Annotated in this window: 17 protein-coding genes and 1 pseudogene; 10 read left to right on the forward strand and 8 right to left on the reverse strand. The window is 62.3% G+C overall.

What is annotated here, in order from left to right; genetic code table 11:
* Window positions 1-12 precede the first annotated feature (12 nt).
* The 9 genes and pseudogenes from ABIF91_RS23680 (at window position 13) to ABIF91_RS23720 (ending at window position 6,961) form a co-directional block, all read left to right on the forward strand.
* The gene (locus ABIF91_RS23680; RefSeq protein WP_244430097.1) at window positions 13-1,284 is read left to right on the forward strand and encodes an HlyD family type I secretion periplasmic adaptor subunit; all 1,272 of its coding nucleotides are present in this window, start codon (window positions 13-15) and stop codon (window positions 1,282-1,284) included.
* Between the two features lie 557 nt (window positions 1,285-1,841).
* Window positions 1,842-2,657 carry an enoyl-CoA hydratase/isomerase family protein gene (locus ABIF91_RS23685; RefSeq protein WP_063709761.1) on the forward strand — a complete coding sequence of 272 codons (816 nt, stop codon included), beginning with the start codon at window positions 1,842-1,844 and terminating at the stop codon, window positions 2,655-2,657.
* Window positions 2,658-2,685: 28 nt separating this feature from the next.
* The gene (locus ABIF91_RS23690; protein ID WP_080660131.1) at window positions 2,686-3,069 is read left to right on the forward strand and encodes an AMP-binding protein; all 384 of its coding nucleotides are present in this window, start codon (window positions 2,686-2,688) and stop codon (window positions 3,067-3,069) included.
* Window positions 2,963-3,525: pseudogene (locus ABIF91_RS23695) on the forward strand (AMP-binding protein). The gene ABIF91_RS23690 and the pseudogene ABIF91_RS23695 overlap by 107 nt, the downstream one beginning before the upstream one ends.
* Window positions 3,526-3,612: 87 nt before the next feature.
* A complete protein-coding gene (gene tnpA / locus ABIF91_RS23700; protein WP_424578819.1) occupies window positions 3,613-4,035 on the forward strand; it encodes an IS66-like element accessory protein TnpA in 423 nt (140 codons plus the stop codon).
* Window positions 4,032-4,388 carry an IS66 family insertion sequence element accessory protein TnpB gene (gene tnpB / locus ABIF91_RS23705; protein WP_018273742.1) on the forward strand — a complete coding sequence of 119 codons (357 nt, stop codon included), beginning with the start codon at window positions 4,032-4,034 and terminating at the stop codon, window positions 4,386-4,388. The genes tnpA and tnpB overlap by 4 nt, the downstream gene beginning before the upstream one ends.
* 50 nt (window positions 4,389-4,438) lie before the next feature.
* A complete protein-coding gene (tnpC, locus tag ABIF91_RS23710) occupies window positions 4,439-5,989 on the forward strand; it encodes an IS66 family transposase (RefSeq protein ID WP_035681142.1) in 1,551 nt (516 codons plus the stop codon).
* Window positions 5,986-6,636 carry a UPF0149 family protein gene (locus ABIF91_RS23715; RefSeq protein WP_063712394.1) on the forward strand — a complete coding sequence of 217 codons (651 nt, stop codon included), beginning with the start codon at window positions 5,986-5,988 and terminating at the stop codon, window positions 6,634-6,636. Before tnpC ends, ABIF91_RS23715 begins: the two co-directional genes overlap by 4 nt.
* On the forward strand, window positions 6,629-6,961 hold the full coding sequence (locus ABIF91_RS23720; protein WP_080660109.1) for an AMP-binding protein: 333 nt from the start codon (window positions 6,629-6,631) through the stop codon (window positions 6,959-6,961). Before ABIF91_RS23715 ends, ABIF91_RS23720 begins: the two co-directional genes overlap by 8 nt.
* A 17-nt stretch (window positions 6,962-6,978) precedes the next feature.
* On the opposite strand, the gene ABIF91_RS23725 is transcribed toward ABIF91_RS23720, so the two are convergent.
* The 8 genes from ABIF91_RS23725 to ABIF91_RS23760 form a co-directional block, all read right to left on the reverse strand.
* A complete protein-coding gene (locus tag ABIF91_RS23725; protein WP_080660108.1) occupies window positions 6,979-7,308 on the reverse strand; it encodes a helix-turn-helix domain-containing protein in 330 nt (109 codons plus the stop codon).
* On the reverse strand, window positions 7,308-7,496 hold the full coding sequence (locus ABIF91_RS23730; protein WP_155252136.1) for a hypothetical protein: 189 nt from the start codon (window positions 7,494-7,496) through the stop codon (window positions 7,308-7,310). The genes ABIF91_RS23725 and ABIF91_RS23730 overlap by 1 nt, the downstream gene beginning before the upstream one ends.
* Before the next feature lie 111 nt (window positions 7,497-7,607).
* The gene (locus ABIF91_RS23735; protein ID WP_028182129.1) at window positions 7,608-7,814 is read right to left on the reverse strand and encodes a hypothetical protein; all 207 of its coding nucleotides are present in this window, start codon (window positions 7,812-7,814) and stop codon (window positions 7,608-7,610) included.
* Entirely contained in the window at window positions 7,801-8,292 is a 492-nt protein-coding gene (locus ABIF91_RS23740) for a hypothetical protein (RefSeq protein WP_028182128.1), read from the reverse strand. The genes ABIF91_RS23735 and ABIF91_RS23740 overlap by 14 nt, the downstream gene beginning before the upstream one ends.
* Entirely contained in the window at window positions 8,285-9,439 is a 1,155-nt protein-coding gene (locus ABIF91_RS23745; protein WP_028182127.1) for a DNA-directed DNA polymerase, read from the reverse strand. The genes ABIF91_RS23740 and ABIF91_RS23745 overlap by 8 nt, the downstream gene beginning before the upstream one ends.
* Window positions 9,436-9,801, reverse strand: coding sequence for a hypothetical protein (locus tag ABIF91_RS23750; RefSeq protein WP_424579427.1), 366 nt, complete (start codon window positions 9,799-9,801; stop codon window positions 9,436-9,438). Before ABIF91_RS23750 ends, ABIF91_RS23745 begins: the two co-directional genes overlap by 4 nt.
* Entirely contained in the window at window positions 9,794-10,195 is a 402-nt protein-coding gene (locus tag ABIF91_RS23755; protein ID WP_028153235.1) for a hypothetical protein, read from the reverse strand. Before ABIF91_RS23755 ends, ABIF91_RS23750 begins: the two co-directional genes overlap by 8 nt.
* Before the next feature lie 100 nt (window positions 10,196-10,295).
* The gene (locus ABIF91_RS23760; protein ID WP_284280759.1) at window positions 10,296-10,994 is read right to left on the reverse strand and encodes an XRE family transcriptional regulator; all 699 of its coding nucleotides are present in this window, start codon (window positions 10,992-10,994) and stop codon (window positions 10,296-10,298) included.
* A gap of 556 nt (window positions 10,995-11,550) precedes the next feature.
* Here ABIF91_RS23760 and ABIF91_RS23765 point away from each other — a divergent pair.
* Window positions 11,551-12,680, forward strand: a protein-coding gene (locus ABIF91_RS23765) for an IS3-like element ISRj2 family transposase (RefSeq protein WP_129557670.1) whose coding sequence is annotated in 2 segments (ribosomal slippage) — window positions 11,551-11,803 and window positions 11,803-12,680 — 1,131 coding nt in all. Because the reading frame shifts where the segments join, the coding sequence is not laid out codon by codon here.
* The last annotated feature ends 59 nt before the right edge of the window (window positions 12,681-12,739 follow it).

Below are 12,739 nucleotides of genomic sequence, written 5' to 3' on the forward strand. Positions count from 1 at the left end.
GAAGATCGCAGCATGCGCCATCATCTGCTTGCCGGAATCATTCTGGCGGCAGGGTTGACCGGCGGGATCGGCGGCTGGGCCGCGACAACAGAGCTGTCCGGAGCGGTCACCGCCGCTGGATCGGTGGTGGTCGATTCCAATGTCAAGAAAGTCCAGCATCTCACCGGCGGTATCGTCGGAGAGCTGATGGTTCGCGAAGGCGACCATGTCCGTGCCGGCGAGACATTGGTGCGGCTCGACGAAACCGCCCTGCGTGCCGGCCTCGCCATCTATACGAAGGGATTGGACGAGATGCGCGCCCGCAAGGCTCGTCTTGCCAGCGAGCGAGACGGTGCCGACCGTCTCGTCGTTCCGCAGGAGCTGCTCGATAACACTTCTGCGGAATTCGCTGTTGCGCTCGGCAGCGAACGCAAGCTGTTCGAGTTGCGCGCCACCGCGCGTCGCGGCCAGAAATCCCAGCTTCGCCAGCGAATCGCGCAGCTCGAGGATGAAATCCGCGGCTATGCCGCCTTGCAGCAGGCCAAGGCGGAAGAGATCGAATTGATTCAGCGCGAGCTGACCGGAGTGCGCGGCCTCTGGGAGAAGAATCTCGTCCAGATAAACCGTCTCACCCTCCTGGAGCGCGAAGCTGCGCGTCTCAAGGGCGAGCTGGCGCAGTCGATCGCCTCCACGGCCCAGGTCCGGGGCAAGGTCACCGAAATCGAGCTGCAGATCCTGCAGATCGACCAGGATCTCAGCAGCGAAGTCGCCAAGGAATTGCGCGAGATCGACGGCAAGATCGGCGAATTCGTCGAGCGCAAGGTGACGGCCGAAGATCAACTGAAGCGGGTAGACATACGTGCTCCGCAAGCCGGCGTGGTTCATCAACTCAACGTCCATACGGTCGGCGGCGTGGTAAGCCCGGCCGACCCCGTCATGCTGATCGTGCCGGAAGCCGACCTGTTGATGGTGGAAGCCAAGGTTGCTCCGGCCGACATCGACCAGCTCTACGTCGGTCAATCGGCAAGCCTGCGGTTCTCCGCCTTCAACCAGCGCACGACGCCGGAGATCGAGGGGAAGGTCAGCCGTATCTCCGCCGACGTGACGCCGGATCAACGCACCGGTCAGAATTTCTACACCGTCCGTGTCTCGATATTGCCGGAGGAGCTGGCGCGTCTCGGCAACGTCAAGCTCGTGCCCGGCATGCCGGCGGAAGTCTTTGCCAAGACCTACGATCGCAGCATCCTGTCGTATTTCACCAAGCCCCTCTTAGATCAGGTCGCGCGGGCTTTCCGCGAGCGTTGATGCAGGGCGACGCAATTGGCCCGCTAAGCTTTGTATATGGCGAGTGACCCGTTCAGGTCCGATCGACTGCCCGGTGCCCCTCTCCCCTGATCATGCCATTCTGCCCCTGTTTTGCCCGACAAGTCAAATTCGAATTCGGAAAATTCGTAACCCATTGATCCGACTGGTGCGGTCTACTGTGCATGGGGTTGTTTTCGCTTCTTTTGATGAACGGCCCTGACGGCCGTTCGGCTCGATCGCGCATCTCGTTTCGGACCAACTACAAATATTGCAATCGCAACACTCTTGCTGCGAGCCGAAATCGTTCGGTAGCTGAATTATCCTATTGTGGAGCTTCGCTCGGATCAGGCGGAGGACCCCGGTGGAGTGACAAGCGTCTATCGTCTGCTCGCGCCGTACTCCCGGGCTTGGCGGGAGGTCGTGCAGGACAGCGCGCTGAGCTTCGCAAGCGTCGTTTCTTTCCAAGACATCCCGTCACCGATGCCCTGCACCGATGTCCTGCGTGTCAGACGGCCATTGCGCGAGGACAACCTGCTCGTTCCCGGGAGGGACCATCAATGCCGACATCGAAAGTCCTCTACGAAAAGAGCGGCCCCATTGCGTATGTCACGCTGAACCGGCCGGAGGTCAAGAACGCGATCGACGTGGAGATGCACGAGCGTCTGTGCGAAATCTGGACGGATTTCCGAGACGATCCTGCGATGCGGATCGCTATCGTTACCGGAGCAGGAGACGCCTTCACGGCCGGAGCCGATCTGAAAACGCACGCGCCGGAATGGCAGACGGTCGGCCCAATGGTCGGCCGCGACAGGATAGACGCTGGGCTTTGCGGCATCACCCGGGGGCCGCTCGCGCGCTTCTACAAGCCGATCGTGGCTGCGATCAACGGATGGTGCGTCGGGCACGGCGTCGAGCTTGCGATGGCGTGTGACATCCGCATTGCCTCGGCGCGTGCGCAATTCGGCACACTTGAAATTCGTCGCGGGATGCATCCCGCGGATGGCGGCATCGTGCGCCTGGTCAACACATGCGGGGTCGGCTTTGCGTTGGAGATGCTGCTGACCGGAGAGCCGTTCAGCGCCGAGCGTGCCTACACCGCCAATATGGTTTCGCGCGTCGTGCCACATGAGAAGCTGATGGAGGAAGCCGAAGCCGTTGTGGCGCGCATCCTGCGCAACGACCAGATGGCCATCGAGTCCGCCAAGGCGACCATCCTCGAAGTCGTTGGGCGTCCCTTCTACGACCAATTGCGGATCGAGGCGATGTGGGGATACGCGCTTTGCGGCGGCAATCCCAGCGTCATGGACCGCTCGCAGCAGTTCCTGGACAAGACGGATAAAGGGCGCGCCGGGGCGACTGCCAACTCGCTTTAGTTCCAGGCGCACACGAGCAGGAGATGGCATGCCGCACTCTCACGAGATAACGACCGTTCCCGACATCGTGCGCTCATGGGCAGCGCGATCGCCCGACCGCATCGCCTTGGTCGGCAGGAGCGGATCGACCAGCTATGGGGAGCTGGACCGACGTTCCAATCAGGCAGCCAGCCGCATGCTCGCTGCCGGACTCAGGCCCGGTGATCACGTCGGCTACCTCGGCATGAACAGCGCGGGCTTCTTTGATGCCTGGTTCGCCGCCGGCAAGATCGGATGCGCCTTTGCTCCGTTCAACTGGCGCCTGGATGCAGGATGCCCAGGCCCGCGCCTCGATAAAGTGCGAGATCGTGCACTTCGATCGCGCATTGAACGACGGAAGCCTGCAGGGATGGGCAGAGGACGCGCGAAGTGACGATCCGAACCTTGCCTGCGACATTTCCACTCCTTGCCTGCTCGCCTACACCTCGGGAACGACGGGCCGGCCGAAAGGCGTCGTCCTGTCCCACGACGCGATCAGGCATTCCTTCAGGAGCGCAGCGCTGGAGCCGGCGATGTGCTGGACCGCCGAGGACACCATCCTTCTCTCGGTATGCCCAACTTCCATTTGGGTGGAAGCTGCGTGGCGATGCAGGCGCTGTACAATGGCGGCCGGTTGTCCATTGTTCCGAGCTTCGATGCCGCCTCTGTCCTTGACGCCATCGCGCGCGACCGCGTGACGATCCTGCCGCTGGTGCCGACGGCCCTGCAGATGATCCTCGATCATCCGGCGATCCGCTCCACGGACCTGACTTCGCTCCGGACCATTGTGTATTTCGGTTCAGCCATCGGCGCGGAGACGGTGCGCCGGGCACGGGAGCAGATTGGTTGATAGCGGTACGACGACCCCACCTCGTTTAGGTGGACGGGATGAGCGAGACTCGCGCGTGGATTTGACAACGCGAGGGACGCTCGTTCCATGCATCAAGACAGACATCAAGACGGGCATGATGCCGCCTCCTATCAGCGGATCGAGGTGATCACAGGGGAGAGGCGACGGCGCAGTTGGAGCGATGCGGAGAAGGCGCGGATCGTGGCCGAGAGTGCCGATCCGGAGACGAGCATTTCCGAGGTGGCTCGACGCAACGGGGTGAACCGGGGACTGCTCAGTGTGTGGCGGCGCCAGGCGCGGCTCGCGTCGAGCGAAGCGCCGCAGTTCGTGCAAGTCAGGCTCCAGGCCGCCGTCGAGGCGCAGCCGAACGCGATCGATAAGGCGCATGTTCTGACGGATCCGGCCGAGCGGATCGAGGTGATGATCGCGGGCGCGACGGTGCGCGTGCCCGTCGGCGTCGACGCCGCGACGCTGGAGCGCGTGCTGGCGGCGGTGAGATCGACGCGATGATCTCTTTCGGTCCAATGGTCCGTGTGTTCGTCGCGACGCAGCCGATTGACTTTCGTAAAGGCGTTCATGGCCTTGTCGCGCTGGTAGCGGAGGGATTAGGCGGCAAGCCCTACAGCGGTGACGTTTATGTCTTCCGATCGAAGCGATCGGATCGTTTGAAGCTACTGGTTTTTGACGGCTCGGGAATGGTTCTAGCGACGAAGTGGCTGGAGAATGGGGGCTTTGCCTGGCCACCTGTTCGCGAGGGTACGATGCCGGTGACGGGGGCGCAACTGGCGATGCTGATTGAAGGTCTTGCGGAGTGGTCGCGTGTGGTCCCGAAGGTGACGAAGCGGCCGACGAAGGTTGCCTGAAGCGTCTTGTTTTGCTGGCGATTGCGAGTGCGTTCGTGTAGCTCTGCGATATGGCGCTTCGCCCCGAAGATCTCCCCTCTGACCCTGCGGCTCTTGCCGAGATGGTGCTGGCTTTCGAAGGCGAGAACGATGATCTGCGCGCAGAGATCGCCACGTTGAAGAGCCTGATCTTCGGCGCACGATCGGAGCGCGCGGCGATCGTCTGCGCCGAACAGATCGCGTTTGATCTGGAACGGACCGCCGGCTCACAGCTCCCGGCCAATGACGACAAACCGGACGCGCCGCGGCCGGAGCGGCGCAAAGCGAAGCGCAACATCGGCGCGCTGCCGGCGCATCTGCCTCGGGTCGAGCGGGTGATCGAGCCGGCGTCCACGCTGTGCCCGTGCTGCACGGGTCAGATGCATCGGATCGGCGAGGAGAGCAGCGAAGCGCTCGATCGGGTTCCCGCGTGGCTGCGCGTGCTCCGCACGATCCGTCCAAAATACGCCTGCCGCTCCTGTGAGGGCCCGATTGTCCAGGCCCCGGCACCGGCGCGGCTCGTCGAGGGCGGCATGGCAACGACGGCGCTGATCGCGCATATCGCCGCGGCCAAATATGCCTGGCAATCGACGCTCTATCGCCAGACGCAGATCCTGGCGGGTCAGGGTGTCGTCGTCGACCGTCAGACGCTGGCGCGCTGGATGGGGAGCGCGGCGTGGCTGGTCAGGGGCCTCTACGATCTGCAACTGAAGACTATGCACGGCTTCGAGCGGCTGTTCTGCGACGAGACGCCGATGCCAGTGCTCGATCCGGGACGCGGCCGCACGAGGATCTGCCAGTTCTGGGCGCACGCGACGGACGATCGGGCGTGGAAGGGGCCGGCGCCGCCGGCGGTCGCCTACGTGTTCGCAGGTGGTCGCGGCAAAAAGGAGATCGTGGCGCAGTTAGCCGGCTTCGAAGGCGTGCTGCAAGTCGACGGCTATGCCGCCTACGCCTCGCTGGCGGGCGATGCGATGATGTCGGGCCAGATCCAGCTGGCGTATTGTCTCGTTCACGCGCGCCGCAACTTCGTGAGGGTGCACAAGACGACGAACTCACCCTTCGCCGCGGAGGTCATCGAGCGCATTGCGGCCGTCTACGCGATCGAGGAGAGGATCCGCGGTCTCGATGCTGGGGAACGCCGCGCGACGCGACAGGCCGAGACGAAGCCGCTGATGGAGGCGTTGAGGGCCCGTCTGATCGCGGTGAAGGACGGGATCTCCCGCCGCTCGACGCTCATCAAGGCGATCGACTACATGCTCGAACGCTGGCAGGGCCTGACGACGTTCCTGGATGACGGGCGGCTCGAGCCGGACACCAACACGGTCGAACGATCGATCAGGCCAATTGCGATCGGAAAAAAGAACTCGTTGTTCAGTGGTGACGAAGGCGGGGGCGAGACCTGGGCGATACTCGCTTCGCTTCTTAACACAGCGAAATTGAATGGCCTCGACCCCGAGGCGTATCTCGTCGACGTTCTCGATCGCATGGTGAGCGGCGCCACGAAGACCAACCAGCTTCACGAACTTCTGGCCTGGAACTGGAAGGCCGCACGCGAAGCCGAAAAGCGGGCCGTGGCATGACGAAGCCGAAGCAAGGGCGGGGAACGCGAAAAGCACGCAAGACGACGATGGCGGACTATGCCATGTCGTTCGAACGGCTCGGGCAATGGATCAGCAAGCGCGCCAGGTCGCCGACGCTTCGGCATCCGCGGGCGACGTCGCTCTCCATGCTCGATGGCGCGGTGGCCGCGGTCGTCGCCGGGCCGGTCTCGATGGCGTCCGAGGAATGGGTGTGCCCGCTCCTCGGCGTAGATCCCGACGCCTTCAATCACGACACCGAGGAGTTCTCGGCAATCGCCGCCACGCTGATGCGCCACAACGCTATCAGCGAGACGCTGTCGACGAGACCGGAGAGCTTCGAGCCGCTGTTCGTGCGATCACCGGACGGCGAAGTCGACCCGCAGCCCTGGTGCATGGGCTTCTACGCCGTCATGAAGCTTCGGCTTCTCGTCTGGTCGCGGCTTCTCCCCCCGAATGGAACCGAACACCTTATGCTGCGGCCGATCTTGGTCCATTGCATCGACGACGCCGGTCGACCCTTGCTACCCCCGGCCCGGCGCACGCTGGGAACGCAGCCCATCATCCAAAACGCCTGGCGCAACATTCCAGCAACCGTCGAGGCCCTCCGGCAGTTCTGGATGCCTATACGCTTCAAGCGCGGTGCGTAGGCCGTCCGCACCAAGTCCGTGGCTCCGTGGGCCTCTCGTACCGTTTACGATTGGTTGCAGCCTCGTCCAACACTACGGAACGACCGAGACCTGGATCGTCACGGTCTTGCGGCCGGAGGACCATGAGATTGCGCGGCCGGAACGGCTTGCATCTTGCGGAGTCGCCGTACCACTGGTGCAAATCCGTATCGCTGATCAGCAAGGGGGCGATGTCAGGCAGGGCACGGTCGGCGAGGTTCTGGTGAAATCGCCGACTTCATTCAGTGGATATCTCGGGCAACCGGAGGGTCACCACGGCCTGCTTGCCGTGGACGACTTCCAATAGCAGCTTGCCTTCGCGCTTTATGCGGAGAGCTTCGGCCGTTTTCTTGTCAGTCGTTTTTGTAGACTCGTGGACCTCTTGCCCTTTGTCGTCCGTGCCCCGGATGATCCAGTTCGATTTGCCTGGGGTTCGTTGCCACAAATATAGTCGCATGATGCTGATCTCATTCCACGCCAGATAGCCATGATGTCCGCTTCTTCGAAGCGGTAGTCGCGACCGACGCGAGCCGCGCCGGGAAGATGAAGTGCCACCAACCGATAGAGCGTCTTGCGCGAGACGCGCAGCCGCTCCATCACTTCGACGGTGGTCGAGATGGTGCCAAGCGGCACGTTATCGTTCGCCGCCTTCATCACGACCGCTTCCTCTTGATCTCGACGGTGACGCCGCGCATGCGCTTGGCCTGCTTCTCGGCGAGGATCGCGCGGCGCTCTTCGGCAAACTCGGGGGCAACGGCGCGCCGCCGAAGTTCATCGCGGAAGGCGATCTTGGGCTTCACGTCGCACGGGGCTAATGGGGAAATGCGTGTAGCGGGCGTCATTCAGACTTCCACGGATGGGCGACGGACAATCCGGTTTTAAGCCGGTAAATTTGAGCTTTCAAGGGGGTGATAAAGCCCCGGAAATGCTAAGTTTTCCGGGCCGTTTTTGAGCTAGGCCACGTCCAAGACGGGGATCGTGACGGTGGCCCGAACGGCGCGCACGCCAGCGATCACCGAGTCGAGCCGCATGCTGATCTCGAACGCGCGGAAGCGAGCATCGAGCAACGCGAAGGAAACGGACTCGATCTCCGGCTTCGCGCCTCGCGCCATGGCAGCGTCGATCATCTGCTTGGTGGTCTTGTCGTCAATGAGCGACATGGGTCGGGGCTTCCTGCAAGAGCGAGTGTTGGTCGGGGTGGATCGTCGGGCGTTCCTTCCGCTTGCCCTTGAAGCGGACCGGCCGGATCGCGGTCGGGTCGCGCAGGAAGGGGAAGCGTTCGTGGATGCCGGTGACGATCTCGATCAGAGCCGTCACCGTCTGCGGCATGGTCAGGCCGAGCTTGTCGGCGATGGGCTGAAGCTCTGCGCGGACTTCCTCGGGCAGAACCTTCGCGCGGGGCACCGCGACGAAGTCCCACCCCAGGAAGCCGAGCACCGCTTCGAGAGACTCGAGCCCCGGCTTGTTCTTGCGCCGCCACGCCTTGATCGAAGCGCGACGAACGCCAGAACCTTCCTCGGTCTCGTCATAAGTGACGCGGAGCCGCGCCATCTCTGCGAAGACGAGCTTCACATGAGGGCCGACGCGGTCCGGCATCGTCACCGTGCGCCGGTTGGCGCGGTCGCGGGTCCTACTCATGCTTCGGACCCGATGCGAGGTCGGTCGCAATGTTCATCATGGCGATGACGCCGGTCAGATGTTCGTCATCCGCTTGGAACATGATGCGACGATTGCGATGGTCGGGATGGAGCGCGATGCTGCTCGCGCGGAACGAGTTGAGCATCGTCTTCATGAACATGCCGTTGATGTCGAACGCCGCGATCTCGCCGTTGATCTGCGCCTCGACCACGTCAACGCTGCCGCCGGTCTGGCTACCGACCGCGACCACGAAGCCGTCTTCCGAACCGGCGCACTGCAAGCGATGGCCCAATTCCTTCGAGGCGAACGTTTCGAGCAGCGCGACCGTGCTGGCGCACGCTTCACGGCTGACAACGATGCTCTCGGCAGCCGGGGCCGAAACGAGCGGCAGATAGTTCGGATAGGTGCCGACCAACAGCGAAGAGCAGAAGCGAGTCGTATCGGTGTAGAAGAAGACCGAGTTGGCGTTGACGACGGCGTTCACCACGTCGGCCTTGCCGAAGAGACGCAGCACCGAGTTGACCGTCTCGGCCGAAAGGACGACGCCGGGACGGTTGTCGTTCATCGGCATGTCTTCAGCGCCATCCGGCGCGGGGACGGTCGCCTTGAACAGGATCGTGCCCGTGGTGCCCACGGCGGCGAGGCGCTTGCCGTCGTCCGCAACGTGAAGGAAGACGCCTTGCATCGGCGAGTTGGGCACGGTCGAAAGCGCCTGGGCGGTGTGGCCGAACAGCCGAACGAGGTCAGCGCCTTCGATGGCGAACTGAGCGCCGTCCATGGCGTAGTCGCGAGCAGGCCAGTCTTCGGCAGCGAGGGTCGGGAAGGTGGTGCGCGAGCGACCGGCCTTCGCGATCAGTTCGTACTTCGCGGTGTCCATGGTGAAGGTGACATCGACGCCCTTCGGCAGACGATCCACGACGGACTTCAGCTTCATCGCATCGACGGTCGTCGCGCCGTTGACTTCGACTTCGCATGCGCCGGTCGCCTCGACCATCATCTCGAAGTCGGTGGTGGCGATGGAGATCGCGCCGTCTTGCACAACGATTCGCGCGTTGTTTGCGATTACGGCAGGCGAGTTCTTGGGGGCGCTGGATACGCCGCGCGATACGATGTCAGCAAGTGCGTCACGATTGATCTTGAACTTCACAGAAGGCTCCCTTGTTTGGCCGGTCGAAAGTGGTGGTCGTTGCCGACGTGCGCCGCACAGGCGTCATCGTTCGGATATTTCGGGTGGGTGAAGAGACGCATGCGATGGATCGCGTCGTCGTACAGACCGGAGCGGATCACCGCGTCGATCTCGTCTCGGATGCCGACTCGTTCGAGCGTCGCGAGATGGCGGAGAGCGACCATCGTGTCGCCTTCGCTCAACGCGGCCTTTGCACGCAGAAGCGCGAGATAGTCGTGATAGGACCCGCTCGGCTTTACGGTGCCGCCGTCCATCGGGCAGTTGAGCACGGGCGGATTCGCGGAGCCGCAGTCGCCGCTACAGTTGGGGCAGGGCTCACGCATTGGCGGGAGCCTTCGTCTGATCAATCGCCTCATAGATGTTGAGCGGCAGAAAGTAGCGGCTCGGGAACTGCACGCGACCAAAGGCGCGCAGCTTGAAGGGGCGGTTATCGAGGATGGCGCTATCGAGCGCTGCTCTCATGCCGTTCGACCATCCGCGATCCGTGTAGAAGACCGAGTATGCGGCGACGGATCGCCAAGCGAGACCGAGCGCGATCTCCAGCGCGCGCTCGTCCGGCTTCGTGTCGTCGAGAACTTGAGTGAGCAGAAGGTGCGACGCCTGGGCGCTCTCGCCGCGCAGTGCGCAATCCTTCAGACAACGCCGCGCATAGGCGACATTGTCGTCAACCGCCCCAGCGTAGGGCGACTCCAAAACTACCAATTTGATGCTTTGCATGGTCCGTTGCCTCTCCCGAGTAGCAACGGACCATATGGGCTCCCATCCGTTAAGTCAACGGATGACGACGGACGACGACGGATAAAACAAACGAACTAATTCAAACTAATTCACAAGAACCGATGATGCGTTCGAGCGCCTTAACCTGGGAACGGGGGATGTCGATGTCGGCTTCCCCATTGAGGCACCGCACTGCGATCTTGTCGGTGGAGATCGTGACGATCTGCCGAATCGCAACGCGGTCGTCAGTTTGTCGCACTAGCGCGAAGCCGCCATGCACCACGGGCTTGCTCGGGCTCACGACGACAACTTCACCGATCCGGTAGCGCGGGGCCATGCAGTCGTCGGGAACAGTGATGGCGTAGGCATCGCCGTTCGAAATTATCGACGAGGTCCATGCGGTCCGACGATCTGCTCTCAGAGCGAAGAAGCCGTCAGGATCGGTCAAGCCGATCTGGAACAATGGAATCGCTGCGGCGGGGAGGGGAGCTTCAGCCGCGACGGTTTCGCGCATTGGCAGCAGTTTGGAGGGTGGAAGGTTTCGGGGGGTGCTCTGAGTACCGAAGAAATAGTCGGCGTCGGTGTCCAAAACAGTTCCAAGCTTAGCAAGTGTTTCGCGCGTTGGATTTAGCGAACGTCCTGAAAGAATGTCGTTCGCGTATGTGAGTCCTAGCTTCGCTCGAACCGAAGCCTCTCTTCCCGATAGTCCGGCGGCCTCCAGACGTTCCGCAATCCTCGCCTTGATGGTTTCGAGCGCCGGATGCGCTTTGGTGCGCTTCTCATCTGCTCGCGACTTCATTCCCAGCCCCCACGCACTCTGCTGATCACCATTTCGATAGCCCCTTCTTCTCTAAACTAGCTGTCTCGGGATCGCTACTCGAAGACAAATGCCCTGTTACCTATGTCCGGCGACGGATCGTCCGATGAGTTTTGTTCATGATCCGTTGCAATCCGTTGACATCCTCGATTCCGTCCGTTACTGACGGTTCAGCGGCTTCACGGAAAGTTTGCCAGCCGATTCGGCTTAAAGCCGGATAGGTGACGGATGTCAAGCGGTATCGACGGATGGAATTGGTTAACGAAACGAAGGAAGCGCTGGTCGCGCGCGTCGGGGCGCTCGAACGGAGGTTCGCCGAACTGCGCAACTCTATGCGCGCATCCGCCGCTCTGCCCGCCAACTGGCGGTTGCCCCCCCAAGGAACCCGACCTGTTCCTGTCATTGCTCGCGAACGACACCGTCACGAAAGAGATGGCGATGCTCGTTCTCAGAGCTGGCCCCGCAAATTCGGACAGTAGCTTGAGTGGATTTTCTGCCTGACAGCGGCGAGGATTCTTGCTGCGAATCAGGAGCGAAGATGACGAAGAAGAGCCGCCGGACGCATTCTCCGGCATTCAAGGCGAAGGTTGCTTTGGCTGCGGTCAAAGGCGACAAGACACTGGCGGAGCTGGCGCAACTGTTTGATGTTCATCCGAACCAGATCACGATCTGGAAAAACCAGCTCCTGGAAGGCGCCGCCGGCGTGTTTGGGCATGACAAGACATCGGCCGAGACGCCGGTCGATTTGAAGGCGTTACATGCCAAGATCGGCGAGCTGGCGTTGGAAAACGATTTTTTGTCCGGCGCGCTCACCAAGGCGGGCCTGCTGAGCGCAAAGCGATGATCGACCGCGATCATGATCTTTCTATCGTGCGCCAGGCGAAGGTCCTGAAGCTGGCTCGCAGCACGGTCTACTATGAACCTCGGCCAGTTTCGGCCGAGGACCTTGCCTTGATGCGTCGGCTCGATGAGCTGCATCTCGATTATCCCTTCGCGGGAGCGCGTATGCTGCGATCGTTGCTGCGGCGGGAGGGCGTATACGCCGGTCGCCGCCACATCGCGACGCTGATGAAGCGCATGGGGATCGAGGCGGTCTATCGTCGCCCGAACACGAGCAAGCCGGCTCCGGGTCACAAGATCTACCCGTACCTGTTGCGCGGATTGAAGATCGAGCGGCCCGACCATGCGTGGGCAATGGACATCACCTACATTCCGATGCGGCGTGGCTTCGTCTATCTCGCGGCGGTCGTCGATGTGTTCAGCCGACGGGTCCTGGCCCATCGCGTCTCGATCACAATGGAGGCGGCCTTCTGCGTCGAAGCGGTCCAGGAGGCGTTGGCGAAGCACGGCAGGCCCGAGATTTTCAACACGGATCAGGGCAGCCAGTTCACCAGCCTCGAGTTCACCGATGTGCTGCTGGACGCGAAGATCGCCATCAGCATGGACGGCAAGGGCGCCTGGCGCGACAACGTGTTTGTCGAGCGGCTCTGGCGCACGGTCAAATACGAAGAAGTATATCTCCGCGCCTACGACAGCGTGTCCGAGGCGCGAGCGTCAATTGCCAAGTATCTGGCCTTCTACAATCAGGGACGCCCTCACTCGAGCCTTGACGGGCGCACGCCCGACGAGGCTTACTTCGGCACGCAAGCTATGGTGATGGCCGCATGACCGTCGCCGACGGTTTTGTCGTCGCTCTGGTCGGGCTACGCCCTCCCGACGCAACGACA

This window comes from Bradyrhizobium sp. USDA 241 (assembly GCF_049739505.1).
GTDB classification, from domain to species: Bacteria; Pseudomonadota; Alphaproteobacteria; order Rhizobiales; family Xanthobacteraceae; genus Bradyrhizobium; species Bradyrhizobium liaoningense.

Coding starts and splice junctions, on each gene's coding strand:
- tnpA (WP_424578819.1), top strand. CDS start 3,613: ATGCATCAAGACAGACATCAAGACGGGCATGATGCCGCCTCCTATCAG.
- ABIF91_RS23715 (WP_063712394.1), top strand. CDS start 5,986: ATGACGAAGCCGAAGCAAGGGCGGGGAACGCGAAAAGCACGCAAGACG.
- tnpC (WP_035681142.1), top strand. CDS start 4,439: ATGGCGCTTCGCCCCGAAGATCTCCCCTCTGACCCTGCGGCTCTTGCC.
- ABIF91_RS23680 (WP_244430097.1), top strand. CDS start 13: ATGCGCCATCATCTGCTTGCCGGAATCATTCTGGCGGCAGGGTTGACC.
- ABIF91_RS23725 (WP_080660108.1), bottom strand. CDS start 7,308: ATGAAGGCGGCGAACGATAACGTGCCGCTTGGCACCATCTCGACCACC.
- ABIF91_RS23735 (WP_028182129.1), bottom strand. CDS start 7,814: ATGTCGCTCATTGACGACAAGACCACCAAGCAGATGATCGACGCTGCC.
- ABIF91_RS23760 (WP_284280759.1), bottom strand. CDS start 10,994: ATGAAGTCGCGAGCAGATGAGAAGCGCACCAAAGCGCATCCGGCGCTC.
- ABIF91_RS23690 (WP_080660131.1), top strand. CDS start 2,686: ATGCCGCACTCTCACGAGATAACGACCGTTCCCGACATCGTGCGCTCA.
- ABIF91_RS23750 (WP_424579427.1), bottom strand. CDS start 9,801: ATGCGTGAGCCCTGCCCCAACTGTAGCGGCGACTGCGGCTCCGCGAAT.
- ABIF91_RS23740 (WP_028182128.1), bottom strand. CDS start 8,292: ATGAGTAGGACCCGCGACCGCGCCAACCGGCGCACGGTGACGATGCCG.
- ABIF91_RS23730 (WP_155252136.1), bottom strand. CDS start 7,496: ATGACGCCCGCTACACGCATTTCCCCATTAGCCCCGTGCGACGTGAAG.
- ABIF91_RS23685 (WP_063709761.1), top strand. CDS start 1,842: ATGCCGACATCGAAAGTCCTCTACGAAAAGAGCGGCCCCATTGCGTAT.
- tnpB (WP_018273742.1), top strand. CDS start 4,032: ATGATCTCTTTCGGTCCAATGGTCCGTGTGTTCGTCGCGACGCAGCCG.
- ABIF91_RS23755 (WP_028153235.1), bottom strand. CDS start 10,195: ATGCAAAGCATCAAATTGGTAGTTTTGGAGTCGCCCTACGCTGGGGCG.